At 31.3% G+C, this 19,905-nt stretch carries 22 protein-coding genes; 15 read left to right on the forward strand and 7 right to left on the reverse strand.

Translation table 11 applies throughout. The annotated features are described in order from the left end of the window. The first annotated feature begins 141 nt into the window (after positions 1 to 141). The gene (locus B3I31_RS00365; RefSeq protein ID WP_286495049.1) at positions 142 to 852 is read left to right on the forward strand and encodes a hypothetical protein; all 711 of its coding nucleotides are present in this window, start codon (positions 142 to 144) and stop codon (positions 850 to 852) included. Between the two features lie 56 nt (positions 853 to 908). Here the strand turns inward: B3I31_RS00365 and B3I31_RS00370 are convergent, their stop codons facing one another. Continuing rightward, the gene (locus B3I31_RS00370; protein WP_280052022.1) at positions 909 to 1,289 is read right to left on the reverse strand and encodes a PUR family DNA/RNA-binding protein; all 381 of its coding nucleotides are present in this window, start codon (positions 1,287 to 1,289) and stop codon (positions 909 to 911) included. Positions 1,290 to 1,406: 117 nt separating this feature from the next. Then, complete coding sequence (locus tag B3I31_RS00375) at positions 1,407 to 3,164, reverse strand: ABC transporter ATP-binding protein (protein WP_286495050.1); 1,758 nt, start codon at positions 3,162 to 3,164, stop codon at positions 1,407 to 1,409. Here B3I31_RS00375 and nusB point away from each other — a divergent pair. The 6 genes from nusB (at position 3,155) to B3I31_RS00405 (ending at position 8,093) form a co-directional block, all read left to right on the forward strand. Continuing rightward, positions 3,155 to 4,177, forward strand: a complete 1,023-nt coding sequence (nusB, locus tag B3I31_RS00380) for a transcription antitermination factor NusB (RefSeq protein WP_291059172.1) — start codon at positions 3,155 to 3,157, stop codon at positions 4,175 to 4,177. The genes B3I31_RS00375 and nusB overlap by 10 nt on opposite strands. Before the next feature lie 44 nt (positions 4,178 to 4,221). Then, positions 4,222 to 4,713: a DUF1573 domain-containing protein gene (locus tag B3I31_RS00385; RefSeq protein ID WP_221853954.1), complete on the forward strand. Its 492-nt coding sequence runs from the start codon at positions 4,222 to 4,224 to the stop codon at positions 4,711 to 4,713. Positions 4,714 to 4,737: 24 nt separating this feature from the next. Then, entirely contained in the window at positions 4,738 to 5,094 is a 357-nt protein-coding gene (yajC, locus tag B3I31_RS00390; RefSeq protein ID WP_221853955.1) for a preprotein translocase subunit YajC, read from the forward strand. A gap of 70 nt (positions 5,095 to 5,164) precedes the next feature. Beyond that, positions 5,165 to 5,767, forward strand: a complete 603-nt coding sequence (gene coaE / locus B3I31_RS00395; RefSeq protein WP_291047769.1) for a dephospho-CoA kinase — start codon at positions 5,165 to 5,167, stop codon at positions 5,765 to 5,767. 72 nt (positions 5,768 to 5,839) lie between these two features. Next, entirely contained in the window at positions 5,840 to 7,393 is a 1,554-nt protein-coding gene (locus B3I31_RS00400; RefSeq protein WP_221853957.1) for a sensor histidine kinase, read from the forward strand. Positions 7,394 to 7,397: 4 nt separating this feature from the next. After that, the gene (locus B3I31_RS00405) at positions 7,398 to 8,093 is read left to right on the forward strand and encodes a response regulator transcription factor (protein WP_221853958.1); all 696 of its coding nucleotides are present in this window, start codon (positions 7,398 to 7,400) and stop codon (positions 8,091 to 8,093) included. 2 nt (positions 8,094 to 8,095) lie between these two features. Here the strand turns inward: B3I31_RS00405 and B3I31_RS00410 are convergent, their stop codons facing one another. From B3I31_RS00410 to B3I31_RS00430, 5 genes are all read right to left on the reverse strand, one after another. After that, on the reverse strand, positions 8,096 to 8,275 hold the full coding sequence (locus B3I31_RS00410) for a glycosyltransferase family 2 protein (protein WP_221853959.1): 180 nt from the start codon (positions 8,273 to 8,275) through the stop codon (positions 8,096 to 8,098). Positions 8,276 to 8,468: 193 nt separating this feature from the next. Beyond that, the gene (locus B3I31_RS00415; RefSeq protein ID WP_221853960.1) at positions 8,469 to 9,185 is read right to left on the reverse strand and encodes a hypothetical protein; all 717 of its coding nucleotides are present in this window, start codon (positions 9,183 to 9,185) and stop codon (positions 8,469 to 8,471) included. A 701-nt stretch (positions 9,186 to 9,886) separates the two neighbouring features. Beyond that, positions 9,887 to 10,297: an ABC transporter permease gene (locus tag B3I31_RS00420; RefSeq protein WP_221853961.1), complete on the reverse strand. Its 411-nt coding sequence runs from the start codon at positions 10,295 to 10,297 to the stop codon at positions 9,887 to 9,889. A gap of 262 nt (positions 10,298 to 10,559) precedes the next feature. Then, a complete protein-coding gene (gene rfbB, locus B3I31_RS00425; RefSeq protein ID WP_291059170.1) occupies positions 10,560 to 11,606 on the reverse strand; it encodes a dTDP-glucose 4,6-dehydratase in 1,047 nt (348 codons plus the stop codon). 21 nt (positions 11,607 to 11,627) lie between these two features. Then, on the reverse strand, positions 11,628 to 12,794 hold the full coding sequence (locus tag B3I31_RS00430) for a nucleotide sugar dehydrogenase (RefSeq protein ID WP_221853963.1): 1,167 nt from the start codon (positions 12,792 to 12,794) through the stop codon (positions 11,628 to 11,630). 247 nt (positions 12,795 to 13,041) lie between these two features. Between B3I31_RS00430 and panB the strand changes: the two genes are divergently transcribed. The 8 genes from panB (at position 13,042) to B3I31_RS00470 (ending at position 19,894) form a co-directional block, all read left to right on the forward strand. Continuing rightward, entirely contained in the window at positions 13,042 to 13,857 is an 816-nt protein-coding gene (gene panB, locus B3I31_RS00435) for a 3-methyl-2-oxobutanoate hydroxymethyltransferase (protein ID WP_221853964.1), read from the forward strand. Between the two features lie 98 nt (positions 13,858 to 13,955). Next, positions 13,956 to 14,639 (forward strand): RluA family pseudouridine synthase, encoded by a 684-nt coding sequence (locus B3I31_RS00440; RefSeq protein ID WP_221853965.1) that lies wholly within the window; start codon positions 13,956 to 13,958, stop codon positions 14,637 to 14,639. 24 nt (positions 14,640 to 14,663) lie between these two features. Next, positions 14,664 to 15,524 carry a lysophospholipid acyltransferase family protein gene (locus B3I31_RS00445; RefSeq protein ID WP_221853966.1) on the forward strand — a complete coding sequence of 287 codons (861 nt, stop codon included), beginning with the start codon at positions 14,664 to 14,666 and terminating at the stop codon, positions 15,522 to 15,524. A gap of 13 nt (positions 15,525 to 15,537) precedes the next feature. Further along, the gene (locus B3I31_RS00450) at positions 15,538 to 16,530 is read left to right on the forward strand and encodes a glycosyltransferase family 2 protein (RefSeq protein ID WP_291059168.1); all 993 of its coding nucleotides are present in this window, start codon (positions 15,538 to 15,540) and stop codon (positions 16,528 to 16,530) included. 106 nt (positions 16,531 to 16,636) lie between these two features. Continuing rightward, positions 16,637 to 17,425, forward strand: a complete 789-nt coding sequence (locus B3I31_RS00455; protein WP_221853968.1) for a GLPGLI family protein — start codon at positions 16,637 to 16,639, stop codon at positions 17,423 to 17,425. A 65-nt stretch (positions 17,426 to 17,490) separates the two neighbouring features. Continuing rightward, the gene (locus B3I31_RS00460) at positions 17,491 to 18,276 is read left to right on the forward strand and encodes a GLPGLI family protein (protein ID WP_221853969.1); all 786 of its coding nucleotides are present in this window, start codon (positions 17,491 to 17,493) and stop codon (positions 18,274 to 18,276) included. A gap of 98 nt (positions 18,277 to 18,374) precedes the next feature. Beyond that, on the forward strand, positions 18,375 to 18,977 hold the full coding sequence (gene pncA, locus B3I31_RS00465) for a bifunctional nicotinamidase/pyrazinamidase (RefSeq protein WP_280035291.1): 603 nt from the start codon (positions 18,375 to 18,377) through the stop codon (positions 18,975 to 18,977). Positions 18,978 to 19,117: 140 nt separating this feature from the next. Further along, positions 19,118 to 19,894, forward strand: coding sequence for a GLPGLI family protein (locus tag B3I31_RS00470; RefSeq protein ID WP_291047757.1), 777 nt, complete (start codon positions 19,118 to 19,120; stop codon positions 19,892 to 19,894). Positions 19,895 to 19,905 lie beyond the last annotated feature (11 nt).

Genomic DNA, 19,905 nt, shown 5'->3' on the forward strand with positions numbered 1-19,905 from the left:
GATTTTCAAATCTAAAGGAACCTGTTTCAGAATCTCACGAGATGCGAACCTGAAATAAATTCTACTTGACATTTTGTAATTAAATGATTTTACTAAATAAAGCTGATAAATTAAAATATTGTAATTTTAGAAAAAATAAATATGGACAATAGGTCTATTATAAGTAAATATAAAGATTTACATAATGAAGTTTTAAGTGATTTTTCAATTAAATGGAATCCTGAAAAATCTAAAAATTTTAAATCAGATGTTATTAAATTCTTTTACTTTGAAAAAGAATTTGATTGGAATATATTATTAAATGCTCTATACGTAATTGATGACACAGAATACGCCAAGAAAAATTACTTAAAATTTAAATTATCTGGACCTACTAAAATACTAGATATAGGAGAACAATACCTGAGGCTTTACGGAATTTTAAATGCTGTTTATCAACAACAATTAGCAATAATTAACTTAATTGAGATTCATAAAATTCCACACAAATCCAAAATAGTTAATGATTTAAAAAAGTATAAAATAATTGAATTAAGAAATAAAATTGGTGCTCACTCTACGAATTACATAAGCAATGACTCTAAAGATTTTGATGTTTACGAAATTTCACGGGTTGATTTAGAAAATGATAAAATTCTATTAATAAAAAATCAAGATATTGATGAATCTTATGATCTTGAATCTCTATTATGTGAGTTTGATTATGAGATTCAAAGAATATATTCAATAATATTAAACAAATTTCTCAAGAAAAAGAATATAACTAAATATCTAACTATTTTGGATAATATAGATTTTGAAAAAGATGGAGGATTGTTGATAGGAGACATAAAAATATTCAAGCATAAATAAAAACCTCCGCTCAAATTATTGAGTGGAGGTTTCTTTTTACGCATATTTAGTAAAGTCTATATATCGTCAAAATCGATATTGGTAAAAGATTCAACTTGCGTTTCGTCTTTACCCACAACTTTAATTTTTGGATCAAAATCTTTCTGATGTCTTTCCGAAATTACCTCTTGTCCTTTTTGAGCAAAAACAAAATCGGTCGTTTCGTCTAACATATCTTTGAAACTTTCAAAATCTTCTTTGTACAAGTAGATTTTATGTTTTTTGTAATACACATTTCCATCTTCCTGCGTATTTTTTTTACTTTCAGTAATCGTCAAGTAATAATCCCCTGCTCTTGTTTCGCGGACATCGAAAAAATAAGTTCTTCTTCCAGCCCTTAATACCTTTGAAAAGACTCCTTCTGCATCCACCTTTTCTTGGTTTTCAAAATCATTCATAAGTCTAAATAGAGTTTAATTGTTAAATGTTTCCTAACAAATCTAAAAAAAATTAAGAAAATAACAACGTTTTAAACAATTATTTTCTATTATTTTATTAAATCTATATAAATAAACTTAATCTAGCAGTTGTTTATTGTACAATTCATAATAATAACCATGCTTATTTAATAATTCGCTGTTCGAACCATTTTCTAAAACATGACCATCTTCTAAAACCAAAATCTGATCAGCGCGCTTTGCAGAAGACACACGATGCGTAATAATGATGGTTGTTTTACCATTAATCTCAGAAGATAAATTATTCAAGATTTGTTCTTCGGTTTCGGTATCTACAGCAGACAAACTATCATCAAAGATTAATATTTTCGGATCATTTACCAATGCACGAGCTATAGAAACACGTTGTTTTTGACCTCCAGAAAGCGTAACGCCGCGTTCACCAACAACTGTTTCGTAACGTTCTTTAAATCGATCAATATTATCATGAACAACAGCTTTCTTCGCAAAAATTTCAGCCGTTTGCTCATCTGTATCGTCAGAACCAAACAAAATATTATTGGTTAGCGAATCCGAGAAAAGGAAAGCTTCTTGCGGAACATAACCAATTTCTTCTCGAATAGATTCTACATTAATATCATGAATATTTTTACCATCAATCAAAATTTCACCAGAAGTCGGTTCCAGCGAACGCGCAACTAACAAAGCAATTGTCGATTTTCCTGAACCTGTTTTTCCAAGAATCGCTAAAGTTTCACCTTTATTAATTTTGAACGAAACATTATCCAACGCCTTAATTCCTGTGTTTTCGTAGATATACGTCACATTTTTAAATTCGATTGTTCCTTCTACTTCATGATTGACTAATTGTTTTTCTTTCACATCAGTTTCAGCATTCAAAAATTCGTTGATACGAAACATTGATGCTTCCGCACGCTGCACAACCATTGTAATCCAACCCAACGAAGTAAATGGCCAAATTAACATATTTAGGTAAAGGAAAAATTGTGCAATAGAACCAATATCCATTGTTCCTTCTATATATTTTACTCCTCCCAAATACAAAATCACCAAATTACTCACACCAACTACAACAACCATCAATGGTCCAAAAGCTGCCTGAATTTGAGCTAAATTAAGCGCACGTTTCTGATATTCGTCTGCTTCTACTTCGTATTTAGATTTAATAAATTCTTCCGAATTGAATGATTTTATCACACGAATTCCAGCAAAAGTATCTTGTACAGATGACGAAATCGTAGATTGTTGTTCTTGTACGCGCTTACTTTTCTTGTTAATATTTCGTGCAACATTATAAATTAACAATGATAAAATCGGTAATGGAGCTAATGTATAAAGCGTTAATTGTTGATCAATTTGCAACATAAAATACGCAATGATCACAACTCGCGATACCAAATCAATTGGATACATAATTCCAGGTCCAAGATACATACGCACCAATCCGACATCTTCGGTAATACGATTCATCAAATCGCCCGTTTTGTGTTTTTTGTAAAAGGACAACGATAATTTTTGATACTTATCGTAAATCACATTTTTCAAATCGAACTCAATATAACGCGATGCCACAATAATCATTTGTCGTGTACCAACCGTCAAAACTCCTCCCAAAACTTTAAAAAAGAAAAAAGCCAAACTGGCGTACATCAAACCATCTTTCAAAAGATCGAGATTATCTGTTCCTTCTTTCTTAAAATTTCGTAGCAATTCTTCAACTGTATTGATTGCTTCTCTAATATATGTAACGGAATAAACCTGCACCCAATTGGCACAAATCGTAAAAATGAAGCCCAAAAATATTCTCCATTTATACTTCCATAAAAATTTATTTAACTTTTGTAATGATTTCACAAAACAAAATTACATTCTTTTTTTTACCTTTGCATCAATTTATTAGACGTTATATCATTGAAATTATGTTGGGAAGAAGACAACTACGCGAAAAAGTAATGCAGAATATCTATGCTTACAATAGTTTAGGAACTGAAGGCGAAGAAAGAGCGGTCGAGAAAAATATGATGAAAAGTATCGATCAAATCTACGATTTGTACATTTATCTCCTAAATTTGATTAAAGTTCAAAAGGACATTGCAGAGCATAAAATTGAACTTGCAAAATCAAAAAACTTTCCAACCCAAGAAGATTTAAATCCAAATTTAAAATTTGTTCAGAATAAAGTATTCAAAATTATTGAACAAAATCTTGAATTATCTCGTTATTCAAATGACAACAAATTTTTACTTTGGGATATTTATGATTCTTATCCAAACAATATCTTTAAAAATTTGACAGAAAGTGAATTGTACAAAACGTACATGAGCAGCGACAAACATTCTTTTGAAGAAGACAAAGAATTTATCTTGAACTTTTTCGTAGGGTTTATTGCTGAATATGAAGATTTACACGATTACTTAGAAGGAATTCAGATCACGTGGGCAGACGATGTACATATTGCAAATGCGATGGTACACACAACGATAAAATCGTTCCGTCAAAACAGTTCTCCGTTGATTTCTTTGTTCAAAGTTTACAAAGATTTAGATGACAAAAAATTTACTGAAGAATTATTCCGTAAAACTATTCGTCACCAAGTAGAAACAAGAAAAATCATTGACGAAAAAGCTCAAAACTGGGAATTAGATCGTATTGCGACAATCGATTTGATTATTTTAGAAATGGCTTTGACAGAATTTTTATATTTCTCAAATATTCCTGCAAAAGTTACAATCAACGAATATGTGGAATTAGCGAAGAGTTATTCGACAGAAAAATCGCGTGTTTTTGTTAACGGAATCTTAGATAAAACATTAAAAGAGTTAAAAGACAATAATAATTTACCAAAATACGGTAGAGGTTTATTATAATCACTATTTTTTCTTAATTTTGACTAAGACAAATAATTATAAAAATGAAAAGTAAATTATTTATTTTAGGTGCATTTGCATTATCATTCGCAATCAGCTCTTGTGGAGAGAAAAAAGCTAGCGACAATTTTACAGCAGAAGAAACAGCTCAACAAGCTGAAAATGTTGTAGATCCAGCTACAGCTCCAGTTTTAACATTAGCAGAAGCAAATCACGATTTTGGAGATGTAAAAGCTAACAATAAAGTAGAAACATATATCAAGTTCAAAAACGATGGTAAATCTCCATTAGTTATTCGCGATGCGTCTGCAACTTGTGGTTGTACCGTTCCTGAATTCCCTTCTACTCCAATTGCGGTAGGAGCTACAGATTCTATCAAAGTTGTTTACACAGCTGGAAACATGAACGGAAAACAACAAAAAACAGTAACTTTAGTAACAAACACAGTAAACGGTCACGAGAAATTTGATATTTCTGCAAACGTTGTTGGAGCTACTGCAAATGATCAAAATGCGCAACAAGCATTTGGACAATAAGTATTAAATCGATAAAATATAAAAATGATTCAAACAATCTTTTTACAAGCTGGTGCACAAGGCGGAGGAATGTCTATGCTTTTGATGTTCGGAGGAATGTTCGTAATTATGTACTTTTTCATGATTCGTCCTCAACAAAAGAAAGCGAAACAAGAAAAACAATTTCAAACGGATATCAAACGTGGTGATCAAGTTGTAACAACTTCTGGAATTCACGGGAAAATCAACGAAATTTATGACGACGCTGTTATCATCGAAACTGGAGCTGGAAAAATTAAATTTGAAAAGGCTGCAATTTCTCGTGAATTAACTGCTGCACGTTATTCAAAAACGACTGACAAAGCTGAAAAATCAGACAAAGTAGTAGAAGAAAAAAACTAAGTTTAAGGTTAACATATATTTAACTGATTGCCGAAGGAATTATTCTTCGGCATTTTTTTAACTTCAAACCATGAAAAACAACCAACCTTTTGTAGCAGGTATTACTGGCGGAATAGGATCTGGCAAAAGTACAGCAGCAAAATTCTTCGAAGAATTAGGTATTCCGGTATATAATTCTGACACAAGAGCGAAAACGATTCAGAATGAAAACTCTGAAGTAAAAGTTAAAATTATTGCAGCTTTTGGTGAAGAAGCGTACAATGAAAATGGTTTGAATAAACCATATCTATCAAAACAAGTTTTTCAGAATAATGAAAAATTGAAGCTATTAAATTCAATTGTTCATCCAGCAGTTTTCCAAGATTTTGAAGATTGGAAAAAAGCTCAAAAATCGGACATTGTAATGAAAGAAGCTGCCATTTTAATAGAAAGTGGTAGTTACAAAGATTGCGATGTTGTGATAAGTGTAGTGGTCGATATAGAAACGCGAATTGCACGAACTATAGAAAGAGATGGTTTATCACGAGAAGAAATTCTTGCGAGAATAAACAATCAGATTTCGGACGAAGAACGAATCGCTAAATCAGATTTTATTATTGATAATAATGGCGATTTAGCTCACTTGAAAAATGAAGTGGAACAAACGTTTATCAAAATCAAAAAAATGATTTAATCGTCCAAATTTTAACAAAAAGATAGAAATTAGAAAAGATTAAACTATTTTTAATCATTCAATAAAAAATAAATGAAAAAAGGATTTTATAAAATCTTAATCGTTATCATGAGTGTTGCGCTTATAGGATTGATAATTATTCAATTCTATTGGCTAAACTTAACAATTCAGAATGGTACAGACAGTTTTAACAACAATGTGTACCAAGCGATGAATTATACAACAGAGAAAATAAACAAAAACGAATTAGAGCGTTATTATAAGAAATTCAATAATATACAATCTGATTTAAAATCAAATAAAGATAAACCGCAAGTTGTAACCAATCAAGTCATCAAAGATTCGCTTGGTGTAACGTACGCTTATGTAACGCGCTATGTAGTCGAAAAATCGATGTTGCCATCATCTGGAAAATACAATGACAGCTTAACGAAAGCGAATATTTATTCGCAAGAACGCGTTTTCAAAATAGACAAAGATTCTTCTGCAAGAGGAATTCCGAATCTTAATCTGAATTTTGAACACGCTTTACAAGACGGAACATTTACATTGGAAAGTGCTGCACGTTGGGACGCTGGTTCTACGCCAATCGACAAACGTGTGAATTATGCGATGCTAGATTCTATTTTGAAAAACGAATTACGCAACAGAGGAATTCACCAAGCAATGCCAATTTTGGCAGTTTTGAAAAAAGATTCGACAGAAACAAATGTCAAATCAAAAGATTTCGATCGCAATAAAATTGAGTTTATGGTTCCGCTATTTTTGGATAGAAAGGATCATATCGAATATTATTTGGCAGCAAATTTTGTTAACCGAAATTTAGCCATTATTGCACCAACCGTTCCAGTTATTTCGTTGACATTTATCTTAACCATGATTATTATTACGGTTTTCTCCTTGTCAATTTATTATATGCAATTGCAACGCAAGAGTTCGGAAATCAAAACAGATTTCATCAATAATATGACGCACGAATTCAAAACGCCTATTGCAACCATTAATATTGCGTCTGATGCATTGCGTAATGAAAAGATATTTACTGATCCTGAAAAGGTGAAATATTATGCAGATTTGATCAAACAAGAAAACAAACGTATGAATGCTCACGTTGAGATGGTCTTACGAATGTCGAAGCTTGATCGCAATCAAATGGACATGAATTTTCAGGAAGTAAATTTGAATGGTATTGTACAAAAAAGTGTTGAGCCGATAAGATTTATTGTAGAAGAAAGAAATGGTACAATATTTGAGGAATACAACGCAGAACAATCATTTGTAAAAGGAGATCCCTTCCATTTAGAGAATATCGTTATTAATGTATTGGATAATGCTCGAAAATACTCTCCAAACACACCAGAGATTAGAGTAAAAACATACAACAAAGACAACAATTTTTTAATTGAAATTTCTGATAAAGGAATGGGAATGTCGCAAAACGTTCTGAAAAAAATATTTGAACAATTTTATAGAGAAGAAACGGGAAATATACACAATGTAAAAGGTCATGGACTTGGGTTGGCTTATGTCAAAAAAATCGTTCAGCTTCACGGCGGACAGGTTTGGGCAGAAAGTTCAGCAGGAAAAGGAAGTACTTTTTTCATTAAAATCCCTCTAAAATCATAGATCAATGAGTGATAAACAACGATTACTTTTAGTAGAAGATGATCCAAGCTTCGGAAGTGTATTAAAGGATTATTTGGTTATAAACGATTTTGACGTAACGCACGCAATCGATGGTGAGGACGGTCTTACCAAATTTAAAGAAAGTGATTATGATCTATGCATCCTTGATGTAATGATGCCTAAAAAAGATGGTTTTACATTAGGAAAAGAGATCAAAGAACTAAAAAGTGAACAACCAATTATATTTTTAACAGCGAAAAACATGCGCGAGGATGTTTTGAATGGTTACAAAATTGGAGCAGACGATTATGTCTTAAAACCATTTGATTCAGAAGTTTTATTGTACAAAATAAAAGCTGTTTTACAACGTAATTCTGGCGAAGAAGAAAAATTTGAACAAGAAGATTTCAAAATTGGTAAGTTTACGTTCAATGCAAAATTGAGACAATTAATTTACGATGGTAAATCACAGAAACTTTCGCCAAAAGAAAACGAATTATTACGTTTATTGGCAGTTTACAAAAATGATTTAATGCCTCGTGAGATTGCCTTAACACGTATTTGGCACGATGATAATTACTTTACATCACGTTCTATGGACGTATATATTGCGAAATTACGTAAGTATTTGAAGAAAGATCCAGCAGTAGAAATCGTGAATATTCACGGTGAAGGATTCCGACTTTTAATTCAGGAATAAGATTAATCTTTATAGAAAAAAACCTCAACATAGTTGAGGTTTTTTTGTGGTATTGTACCGTCATTTACAATAATACATTTCCAATTTTGATAGGTTTGATCTAAGACTGATTGTAGACATTCGTCCATATAAATAGACTGATTGTAGCAAGGAACAATAACCGAAATAAGAGGTTGTTGCATGATGTGTATATTAAGTGTTTCTAATTTAGCTGTTTACAATGTTACTTCATTTGTAAGAATATACAAGTTATTATTTGATGGCATTGCTCTTCTATTTTTTAAGCGTATTTATTTATCATTATTTATTTTATACGATAATTAAGATATTCTTAATGAAAAGTAGATTTACTAATTATAGCTTATGCTTTCTTATTTATAGGAATGTGGTGAGTGTATAGTGAAAAGGATGAAAGAGTTTAGCTTGTTCGTTGTCTTGTGTCACAATGGATATGCCGACAAAAGGAAAAATTGTTGATGAGTTTTGTTGTTCTTGTATTTGTGGTGATAATTTAATTTCTGCAAGTGGTGTAGCAAGGTTATCTATTGGAACATAGAAATTTTGAAAATTGATAAGATTTAACTCTAATTCTTCGGTGCAAACCAACCATCCTATACTGATTTCTAAAAAAGCGTTTGGGAATTTGGATTTGTGTTGAAATACTAGGCCTGCTTGTATTTTTAATTCATTTGTTTGGGCATTATATTCCACATAAAACGGGGATAGTTTGCACTTTTTGTTGAGTGAACGATGTTGTAATTTACCATTTTTGTAGGCTTCTACTAGTGCTGTGTACATGGTAGATTGATTGGTTTCTTTTTTTATAGTAGAAAAAAATGAAACCAATTGGTTGTGAAAAGTTCCGTCTTTTTGTTTCCAGTTGAATGGTAGTATGTGTTTCTTGAATGATGCGGAAAACATCGATAATTCTTTGAAACGTCTCTTAACTTCTATTGTATTTGGATGTTGTTGTGCTGAACTATTAACAAATCCGCCTGCATATTTTTTGACAAAAGATTTACCATTACGTTGAAAAAAAATTAAATTTCCTAATTTACCATTTATATTAAATTCATTATCTGTTTTAGCCATAAATTTACTATATTTAACTATTGAAAATCAATTAATTAAATTTAGCGAATTTATTTCTATTTTTCTCCTTTTTAATTATTTTTTACTTCTTCAACTGTATTCCTAAGTTATTTTTATAGTAGTTCTATGCTACCTCTGTGCTACCTTTATGTCGCCTCTAAGCCGACTTAAAGAGGAGGTTTGTTATAGGAATTTGTGATGATACTTCATGTATATTAGCTATAATGATGCTGAATAAATTTGTGGATTGCTTAATTTTGATTTTGATTTGTTTTATACAAACAGATTGTTTAGTGTTTCTTGCTAAATGTAGATTAGTAGAGGTTAGCTATTAGGTTTTGTTGTAAAGTAAAGTTGTTACCGATTAATATGAGCTTTTTCTAATTATAGGTATTTATATCCTTTAAATAGTCCTAATTTATATAGTAATTTTAGTAATCTTGATTTTTTTAGTAACTCTAATTTAGTAGAAATGTTGTCATTTCCATTTTATTAGTTTTAAAGATGTTCTAAAGCCAATATCTTTAATATAATTTATATACGAAATATCAAACGTTGAGTATTTCAAAATAAAAAAAATATGATTTTTAATTCTTTTATGAATTAGTTTCTTTTGTGAATTATTTAGCTTTTTTTTTAAAGTTTCTTTAATTTGCTAACCTCCTTATTATTAATATTTATAAGATTTGAATGATTTTTTGCTAACTGTGAATATATTCGGAAAAAGTATAAACGGCAGTAATCTGATTGATATAATAAACTGGGATATTGTTGATAGCAAAGCTAAAAATTAAAAGTACCACCAATAGAAATGGAAAGTAGAGAAAATTAATATCTAAATTAACACCGAAATAAATTAAAAAGACGACTAACAAAATAAGTTTCAATCCTAGATTGAAACTTATTTTATACATACCAGCCATTAGAAGCGCTTCTTTAGGGAAATTAATTTTAGAAATAATTCCCTTTCCTGCGTTTACAGAAACCATAGAGCTTTGAACTGTATCAGCAAATACACTCCATAAAATTGTACCAATCACAACAAACAAAGGATAAGGAATACCAACTCCTTGTACTGAAACAACACCTGATCCATTTAAAAACAGCCACACTAATTAGTTAATAATAACTGGAGCAAATGCCAAAAAATACCCAAATAAGACTGTCTATACTGTGCTTGTATGTCCCTTTTAGCCATCTGAAAAGCTAAAAAGTGAGAATTTGATATATCTTTAAATATATTTTTTAATTCCTTGAGGAAATGTGTTTTTTTTGTCAGAAGAGTAAACTACTGTTTTTAAACTCATAAAAACTTTTTAGGTTAAGGTTTTAAGTTTATAGATTAATTTCTTCATTAACCTATAAAACCCTTTTTTAATTATATTGTTTTTCGTAATAATTTTGATAATCGCCAGATGTTACATTGTCCAGCCATTCTTGATTTTCTAAAAACCAATCGATTGTTTTAGATAAACCTTGTTCAAATGTCACCGATGGTTTCCAACCCAATTCTTCGTTGATTTTAGTTGCATCAATAGCATAACGTAAATCATGTCCTGGACGGTCTTTTACAAAGGTGATTAATTGTTCGGAAGTTCCTGCTTCTTTCCCTAATTTTTCATCCATTTGCTTACACAATTCTTTCACCAAGTCGATATTTTGCCATTCATTGAAACCTCCTACATTGTAAGATCCTCCATTTTTACCTTCGTGGAAAACCAAATCAATCGCTTTCGCATGATCAATCACAAACAACCAATCGCGCGTATATTTACCATCTCCGTATATTGGAAGTGGATTTCCATTCAAAATATTATGAATACACAATGGAATTAATTTTTCTGGAAAATGATTTGGTCCGTAATTGTTCGAACAATTCGTCATCACAATTGGTAAACCATATGTATCATGATAGGCTCTCACAAAATGATCTGAAGATGCTTTTGATGCAGAATAAGGTGAATGCGGATCATACGATGTTTCTTCCGTAAAGAATCCTTCATCTCCCAAAGCTCCGAAAACCTCATCTGTCGAAACATGATGAAAACGTTTTCCTTCGAAATTATTGTTCCAAATCGTTTTGGCAGCATTCAATAAGTTTACTGTTCCAATCACATTCGTCATCACAAAATCCAACGGATTTGTAATAGAACGATCCACGTGAGATTCCGCTGCTAAATGAATAACACCATCTGGTTGATGCTTTTCAAAAACCTCTAAAATATGTTTGGCATCCGTAATATCAGCTTTTACGAATTCGTAATTTGATTTACTTTCGATATCTTTCAAATTCTCTAAATTTCCTGCATATGTCAACGCATCAAGGTTGATAATCTTCGTTTCAGGATATTTTAAGACAAATTCTCTTACAACGTGAGAACCGATAAATCCAGCTCCACCTGTAATTAAAATAGTTTTCATAGTATTTTATAGTTGTTATTTTTAATCGTTTCCAAACAAATCGCGCGTATAAACTTTCTCTTTCACGTCAGCTAATTCAGGTGCATTTCGATTCGAGATAATCACATCACATTCTTGTTTAAAAGCTTCAAAATCATTCATCACTTTCGATCCAAAGAAAGAATCTTCTTTCAGAACTGGTTCATAAACCACCACTTCAATTCCTTTTGCTTTGATACGTTTCATTACTCCTTGAATTGCTGATGCTCTAAAATTATCTGAACCTGATTTCATAATTAAGCGGTAAACACCAACTTTTTTAGGATTTTTTGCAATGATAGAATCTGCAATAAAATCTTTTCGCGTTCTGTTTGCATCAACAATTGCTTGAATAATATTATTCGGAACTGCATCATAATTAGCCAATAATTGCTTCGTATCTTTTGGCAAACAATATCCTCCATAACCAAACGATGGATTGTTATAATGCGAACCGATACGAGGATCCAAACCAACTCCTTCGATAATTTGTTTACTATCCAAGTTGAATGTTTGTGCATAACTATCTAACTCATTAAAATAAGCGACACGCAACGCTAAATAGGTATTCGAAAATAATTTGATTGCTTCTGCTTCTGTTGAATGTGTAAACAATGTCGGAATATCTTTCTTAATTGCTCCTTCTTTTAACAAATTAGCAAAAACTTCTGCTCTTTCACTTTGTTCACCGATAATAATTCTTGATGGATACAAATTGTCGTATAAAGCTTTTCCTTCTCGCAAAAATTCGGGAGAAAAAATAATATTTTGATAGTCTAATCGTGATTTTAAATCTTCAACAAAACCAACCGGAACAGTTGATTTTATAATAACTACAGCATTCGGATTATATTGCTTGACATCCTTTATAACCGATTCTACGCTTGATGTATTAAAATAATTTGTTTTTGGATCATAGTCCGTAGGCGTTGCAACAACCACATATTCTGCATTTGCATACGCAGTTTCTTTGTCTAAAGTCGCAAGAAAATTAAGCTCCTTATTCTGCAAAAAATCTATAATTTCTTTATCTTCAATTGGAGATTTTTTTGCATTGAGCATTGCAATCTTTTCTGGAACAACATCTAACGCCACTACCTCATTACGCTGAGCTAATAAAATTGCGTTAGACAGACCAACGTAGCCTGTCCCCACTATTGCTATTTTCATTTATGGTTATTTAAAATTAGTTTAAGAGAACAAATTTAGTGAAATTCTCTCAATTCGAACACCAATTTACTAAAAATGAGCAAATAGACAAGTATATTTACTTTTACAAAATTGTGAAAATTGTTATTTCATTTTTAACTAACCGTTTATCTTATTCCTCATCTGTCAAACTGGAAAAAATATCAGTCAAAATTAGTTCTGTCTTAATATTCAAATTAACTTTACAAAAGTTAAAAATATAAACGTAATGTCTGTAAATAAAGAAATCAAACGTATCACTACCGAAACTGTGCGTAACATGAAATTTACCGGAGAAAAAATTTCGATGTTAACGGCTTACGATTTTACAATCGCTTCGCTTGTAGATGCGGCTGGAACTGAAGTTATTTTAGTTGGTGATTCTGCAGCGAATGTAATGGCTGGTCACGAAACTACTTTACCAATTACTTTGGATCAAATGATTTACCATGCTCAATGTGTCGTTCGAGGAGCTAAACGTGCTTTGGTTGTGGTTGATTTACCTTTCGGAACTTATCAATCTGATCCACAAAAAGCCTTAGAGTCTTCTGTTCGAATCATGAAAGAATCTGGTGCACATGCGATCAAATTAGAAGGTGGAAAAGAAATTGAAGAATCTATTCGTCGTATCGTAAATGCTGGTATTCCTGTTATGGGACACTTAGGTCTTACACCACAATCTATTTACCAATTTGGTTCATATAAAGTACGTGCAAAAGAAGATGCGGAAGCAGAAAAATTAATTAGCGATGCTAAATTATTAGAGGAATTAGGATGTTTTTCATTAGTAATGGAAAAAATTCCAGCTGATTTAGCTGCTAAAGTAACAGCCTCTGTTAATATCCCTACAATTGGAATTGGTGCAGGTGCAGGTTGCGACGGTCAAGTTTTAGTTGTACATGATATGTTGGGATTAAACAACGAATTCAAACCAAAATTTGTTCGTAAATATTTAAACTTAGAAGATCAAATTCACCAAGCAATTGGACAATATGTTCTGGATGTAAAATCGGGCGACTTTCCAAATGTGAATGAACAATATTAAATAAGTCATGAGTAATAAGTTTTGAGTAGTGAGTTTTTCAATAACAACTTGAGGAAATTCTAACTCAAAACTTTTATCTCACCACTCAAAACTCACTCATGAATCCAAAAATTTTATTCGAAGATAATCATTTGTTAATCATCAACAAAAAAGCAGGTGAATTAGCACAAGGAGACGAAACAGGCGATATTCCGCTTATCGATAGTCTGAAGAACTATATAAAAGAACGCGATAACAAACCTGGAAATGTTTTCTTAGGGTTGGTGCACCGTTTGGATCGTCCAACTTCTGGTGTGTTGATTTTTGCTAAAACTTCGAAAGCGTTAACACGAATGAACGAAATGTTTCAGAAACGAAATATTGACAAAGTTTACCGTGCAATTGTTCAAAGTAAACCGTCAAAAGACTTCGAAAGATTAGAACATTATCTAAAGAAAAATCCAAAAAATAATAAAACAACTGTTTATTCTAAACCAACGCCTGATGCTAAAAAAGCAATTTTAGAATACACCTATTTAGGTGCTTTGGATACTTTTCATTGTGTCGAAGTGAAGTTATTTACAGGTCGTTCACATCAAATTCGCGCGCAACTTTCTTCAGTTGGTTGTCCTATCAAAGGCGATTTGAAATACGGCGCTAAACGTTCTAATCCTGATGGAAGCATTTGTTTACATGCGCATCGCATCACGTTTGAGCATCCTGTCAAAAAAGAAGAATTGACAATTGTAGCTCCTGTTCCGAAAGATGCAATTTGGCAAGCAACGAACAAATTTAATTCGTAAATTTGTCGCTTATTTGTTTGTTAAATGAACAGCATTTTTTATTTCATAATTTTTCAAATTTCACGTTTACCACTTTCGGTTTTATACAGATTTTCGGACTTTCTGTTCTTTCTGTTGTACACGGTTATTGGTTATAGAAGACGTGTCATTAGAACAAATTTAGAAAACTCTTTTCCTGAAAAATCTCACGAAGAAATCAAAGCAATTCATAAAAAATTCTATGCAAATTTTTGTGATTATTTGGTCGAAACTTTAAAAAGTTTTTCTATTTCTCAAGAAGAATTGGACAAACGATTTACATATTCTAATCTCGACGTTTTTAATGAAATAAAAACTGAAAAACGAGATGTCATGTTGATGTGTGGGCATATTTTTAACTGGGAATGGTTTATTGGAACGGTGAAACATTTACCAACAAAAGAAAGTGCAGCTGTTTATCATAAAATTCGAAATCCATTTTGGAACGATAAAATCAACGCTATGCGTGGGCGTTTCGGAACAAAAGCATTGGACATGAAAGATGTGTTGCGTTTTATGATGAAAGCTCCAAATGATGGAGAATTAGCCTATTTATTTGTCGCAGATCAAAGTCCAAAACAATCGGCTGTTCATTATTTTATTGATTTTCTCAATCAGAGAACTCCCGTATTTAATGGTTTTGATAAAATTGCACGCCGCAAAGATATGGCTGTTGTCTTTTGTCAAACCGAAAAAATAAAACGCGGTCATTATCACACAACTTTTATTCGACTACAACCTCAACGAGATAAATTTGAAGAAAATGAAATTGTTCATCAATTTTTTCATCATTTAGAACAAACTATTCAACAACATCCAGATAATTGGCTTTGGAGCCACAAACGTTGGAAATATGCCGATTTGTAATTTTTAAATATTCATGAAAACAGCAATTGCAATCCTAAATTGGAATGGCGAAAAATTATTGCCTCAATTTTTACCTTCGGTTATTAACAATTCTAAAAACGCAACAATTTATGTAATTGATAATGCGTCGACTGACAACTCTATCGAATTGTTGACAACTCAATTTCCTTCTGTCAAAATCATTCAGAACAAAGGAAATTATGGTTTTGCACAAGGCTATAACGAAGGTTTAAAAGAAATTGATGCAGAATATTTCTGTTTATTAAATTCGGATGTCGAAGTAACTGAAAATTGGATAGAACCAATTGAAAAATTGTTTGACAACAATCCTGATATCGCCGCAATTCAACCCAAAATATTAGACTACAAAAACAAAGAATATTTTGAATATGCGGGTGCTGGAGGAGGTTTCATTGATAAATTTGGTTATCCATTTTGTCGCGGACGTGTTTTTTCAACTTTAGAAAAAGACAATGGGCAATACAACGATACCGCACAAATTTTTTGGGCAACCGGTGCAAGTTTATTCATCCGAAAAAAAGATTTCTTTGATCAAAATGGTTTTGATGAAGAATTCTTTGCACATATGGAAGAAATCGATTTGTGTTGGCGGTTAAACAATGCTGGGCGAAAAATTTATTATTGTGGAGAATCAACTGTTTATCATTTGGGCGGTGCAACTTTGGATAAATCCAATCCAAAAAAATGGTTTTTAAATTACCGAAATAGTTTGTGGATGATGCTTAAAAATCTACCTGCAAACAAACTTTTTCCGATGCTTTTCACACGTCTTTCAATGGATGGAATTGCTGCTGTTGCCTTTTTACCCAAACAAGGACTTCCACATGTTTGGGCTGTTTTCTTATCACATATGCATTTTTATTTTGGTTTTATAAAAATGTATAAAAAGCGTCAACAACATCAAATTAAAAATTATTCAGATAAAGAGTTATTGCCATTTCAATATTTCGTGCAAAAACGTCAGTACTTTAAGGATTTAAAATAATCTATCTTCAAATATTAAATCATTTCTTAAAATTTCTATAATTTTTTAAGTCTATTATTGTAGAAATAAAATCTTTTACTATCATTGTAGAACAAATCAAACTACAATGAAAAAAATATTGACAATCTTTACATTATGTTCTTTTCTAACAACTTCTTTTGCACAAAAACTTGAAGTGAATTATCAAGAAACTACTGATATTAATGTAGATGAGTTAAAGAAAAACATGAAAGTTGAAACTTCTGGTTCAGTTAATTTACCAAAAGATTTTTACGATAATATGTTTAAAAGTATGTCTGAACCAAAAGATTATACGTTGACTATTTATGACAATACATCAACTTATAAAAAGGTCGAAAAATTAAGTAATGGACAAGGAGGTGGAGGTTTTTCTATATCTGTTAGTTTTTCTGGTGGAGGAAACGGAATTTTGAAAGACTTGTCAACAAAAGAATATTCAAAAAGTGTCAACTTAATGGATAAGTCATATTTAATAAAAGATAAACTAACCGAATACAAATGGCAATTGACACGTGAAACAAAAAAAATAATTGGTTTTGATGTCAAAAAAGCAACAGCTGTAATTGATAGTACAAAATCTGTTGTTGCTTGGTATACTCCGAGTATCGCTGTCAAAGACGGACCTTCTATGTACAATGGTTTACCTGGATTGATTTTAGAAATGGAAATTATCAACACTTCAAAATCTGATAAAAAATCTTTTGGAAATGTAACTATAAAAGCTACAGAAGTTAAAGAAGTTCCAGATATGAAACCGATAGAAAAGCCAAAAGAAAAAAATGTAATTACAGAGAAAGAATTCAAAGAATTATCTGATAAGCAAATGGAACGATTCAAATCGATGCGCTCAGAAACTATTGATAAAAAAGATTAATTTTTTTAATTACTCATTAAACATTTTATACTATTTCTTGTCTAAGAGCTATAATCACATTTAAAATGAAAAAAATAATTTCAGTTTTTATTTTTCTATTTAGTTTTTCTGCCTTTGCGCAACAAGAAAAAGTAGAAATTTCGTACACAACGCGTATTATTTTGCCAGACGATTTTACGTTTCAACCTCCGGGAGGTGGCAATGGACGTACGATGCCAAAAGAAATGCAAGAGCAATTCAAGAAAAATATTCAGGAGCCGCAAGAAGCTAAGTTGACTATTTTGGGAGATGAATCTTTGTATAAAATGGTTGAAAAAATATCAAACGATCAAAGTCAAGGAATAAGGGGTCCACGTGGAGGCGGAATGCGAATGATGTCGATGAATGGAGATAATATTTATAAAAATAGTACAAATCATTTGCTTTTAAAAGAGCAAAACATGATGGGGAAAAGTTATGTTGTGAAAGATTCTTTGCAAAATTTTGATTGGAAATTAACGCGTGAAACGAAAACAATTTTAGGAAACGAAGCCAAAAAAGCAACTGCTATTATTGATAGCGTTCAGACAACAGTTTGGTACATTCCAACTTTGAAATATAAAACTGGTCCAGAAAATTATTGGGGATTACCAGGTTTAATCGCAGAAGTACAAACAGAGATTAACAGAGGAATGTTTAAAGGTTCTAAAATTATTTCTTTGACAGATATCAAAACATCAACAAATACAAAACCAATCGAAAAACCAAAAGATAAAGGTGCTATTTCTCAAACAGAATTTGATAAATTGATGCAAGAACAACGCTCACGTTTCGAAGAAATGAGAAATTCTGGCGTAAATAAACGAGATTAAGGTTTCTTAAAATTCGATTAATTTTCATAAAAATTGGTTCAATTTCATATTATAAAACTTATATTTAATTCTAAATTAATCTTAAGAAATAAAATACTATGAAAGCTTTAATCATCGTAGATATGCAATACGATTTTTTACCAGGAGGTTCGTTAGCTGTGAATGATGGAGATAAAATTATCGAACGCATAAATAAATTGCAAGAAAAGTATGATGTTGTTGTGGCAACGCAAGATTGGCATCCAGCAAATCACAAAAGTTTTGCTTCGCAACACACAGATAAACAACCTTTTGATGTAATCGAATTAGGTGGAAATCGTCAAGTTTTGTGGCCAGATCATTGTGTACAAGGCACTAAAGGAGCAGAAATACACAAAGATATCAAGCAAAATAAAATAAGTGCAATCATCCGAAAAGGTATGAATCCAGAAGTTGATTCGTATAGTGCTTTTTTTGATGTGAATAAAAAGAATCCAACAGGGCTAAATGGATTCTTAAAAGATCATAATATAACGAGTGTATACATTTGCGGCTTAGCAGCAGATTATTGTGTATATTACACAGCAAAAGATGCTTTAGCATTGGGATATACAACATATATTTTAGAAGGAACAACAAAGGCTATTAACCAAGAACTTTTTGATGAATTGAAAGAAGATTTTATCAAAAAAGGAGGAAATGTCTCGACGTATTTATTATAATATTATCAATAAATCGCTAGATAAAAATGTCATTTGAAAATCCTTAACTTTTTGAATGACATTTTATTTTTTAAATAAATTCAAAAATTATCTGTAACATTAGTCTACAAAAGCAGACTAATTAGACAAATACAACAATTATGAAAAAAGCAATCTTAACATTTGCCTTAGGAATTATTACAGCTACAATTTCTATAGCGCAAGACAATAAAACACAAAATATCGATGCAACTTATGTAATGGAAGTTAAAATGGACTACGAAAAAACCATGAAAACTATTCCAGAAGCATACAGAGCTCAAGTTGGAGGAATGCTAAAAGCTGAAATTGATGCAGGAATTTTTATGACTTACTTCTTTAAAAGTAATTCCAAAAATTCAACATTTACATTAGAAGAAAAAGTAAATAACGGACAAGGTGGATTAGGAATAATTGCTCAACAAATGGCTGCAATGGATAATAAACCAACTTATAAAGACTTTACTGTAACTCCAAATTTGTATTACAAAGAAGTTGATATGGGTGTAAAACAATATTTGATTAAAGATCAAATTCCAGATTACAAATGGAAAATCTCGCGTGAAAAAACTGATATAGCTGGTTACAAAGCGACAAAAGCAGAAGGCGTTATGATGGATTCTATTCCTGTGACAGCTTGGTATGCGCCAGAAATCCCTATAAAAGATGGACCAACTTCATTAGCTGGATTGCCAGGTTTGATTATAAAAGCTGAGTTTGAAATGAATGGAGCTAAATTAATTTACACATTGAAAGATTTAAAAATTTCTGAAAAAGAATTGAAAATTGCTTTACCTACAAAAGGAGAAGTTGTTACACAAGATCAATTTATGAAAATCGTAATGGATATTCAGAAAAAAATGCAAGAACAAATGAATGGAGGTCTAGACACTAAATAATTCATTCAAAA

Source organism: Empedobacter sp. UBA3475 (genome assembly GCF_002378465.1).
Taxonomy (GTDB): Bacteria; Bacteroidota; Bacteroidia; order Flavobacteriales; family Weeksellaceae; genus Empedobacter; species Empedobacter falsenii_B.

What these genes read in the sequence shown, in the direction of transcription:
- B3I31_RS00365 (WP_286495049.1), top strand. Translation starts at nt 142, where the DNA reads ATGGACAATAGGTCTATTATAAGTAAATATAAAGATTTACATAATGAA.
- B3I31_RS00370 (WP_280052022.1), bottom strand. Translation starts at nt 1,289, where the DNA reads ATGAATGATTTTGAAAACCAAGAAAAGGTGGATGCAGAAGGAGTCTTT.
- nusB (WP_291059172.1), top strand. Translation starts at nt 3,155, where the DNA reads ATGATTTCACAAAACAAAATTACATTCTTTTTTTTACCTTTGCATCAA.
- B3I31_RS00385 (WP_221853954.1), top strand. Translation starts at nt 4,222, where the DNA reads ATGAAAAGTAAATTATTTATTTTAGGTGCATTTGCATTATCATTCGCA.
- yajC (WP_221853955.1), top strand. Translation starts at nt 4,738, where the DNA reads ATGATTCAAACAATCTTTTTACAAGCTGGTGCACAAGGCGGAGGAATG.
- coaE (WP_291047769.1), top strand. Translation starts at nt 5,165, where the DNA reads ATGAAAAACAACCAACCTTTTGTAGCAGGTATTACTGGCGGAATAGGA.
- B3I31_RS00400 (WP_221853957.1), top strand. Translation starts at nt 5,840, where the DNA reads ATGAAAAAAGGATTTTATAAAATCTTAATCGTTATCATGAGTGTTGCG.
- B3I31_RS00405 (WP_221853958.1), top strand. Translation starts at nt 7,398, where the DNA reads ATGAGTGATAAACAACGATTACTTTTAGTAGAAGATGATCCAAGCTTC.
- B3I31_RS00410 (WP_221853959.1), bottom strand. Translation starts at nt 8,275, where the DNA reads ATGCAACAACCTCTTATTTCGGTTATTGTTCCTTGCTACAATCAGTCT.
- B3I31_RS00415 (WP_221853960.1), bottom strand. Translation starts at nt 9,185, where the DNA reads ATGGCTAAAACAGATAATGAATTTAATATAAATGGTAAATTAGGAAAT.
- rfbB (WP_291059170.1), bottom strand. Translation starts at nt 11,606, where the DNA reads ATGAAAACTATTTTAATTACAGGTGGAGCTGGATTTATCGGTTCTCAC.
- B3I31_RS00430 (WP_221853963.1), bottom strand. Translation starts at nt 12,794, where the DNA reads ATGAAAATAGCAATAGTGGGGACAGGCTACGTTGGTCTGTCTAACGCA.
- panB (WP_221853964.1), top strand. Translation starts at nt 13,042, where the DNA reads ATGTCTGTAAATAAAGAAATCAAACGTATCACTACCGAAACTGTGCGT.
- B3I31_RS00440 (WP_221853965.1), top strand. Translation starts at nt 13,956, where the DNA reads ATGAATCCAAAAATTTTATTCGAAGATAATCATTTGTTAATCATCAAC.
- B3I31_RS00445 (WP_221853966.1), top strand. Translation starts at nt 14,664, where the DNA reads ATGAACAGCATTTTTTATTTCATAATTTTTCAAATTTCACGTTTACCA.
- B3I31_RS00450 (WP_291059168.1), top strand. Translation starts at nt 15,538, where the DNA reads ATGAAAACAGCAATTGCAATCCTAAATTGGAATGGCGAAAAATTATTG.
- B3I31_RS00455 (WP_221853968.1), top strand. Translation starts at nt 16,637, where the DNA reads ATGAAAAAAATATTGACAATCTTTACATTATGTTCTTTTCTAACAACT.
- B3I31_RS00460 (WP_221853969.1), top strand. Translation starts at nt 17,491, where the DNA reads ATGAAAAAAATAATTTCAGTTTTTATTTTTCTATTTAGTTTTTCTGCC.
- pncA (WP_280035291.1), top strand. Translation starts at nt 18,375, where the DNA reads ATGAAAGCTTTAATCATCGTAGATATGCAATACGATTTTTTACCAGGA.
- B3I31_RS00470 (WP_291047757.1), top strand. Translation starts at nt 19,118, where the DNA reads ATGAAAAAAGCAATCTTAACATTTGCCTTAGGAATTATTACAGCTACA.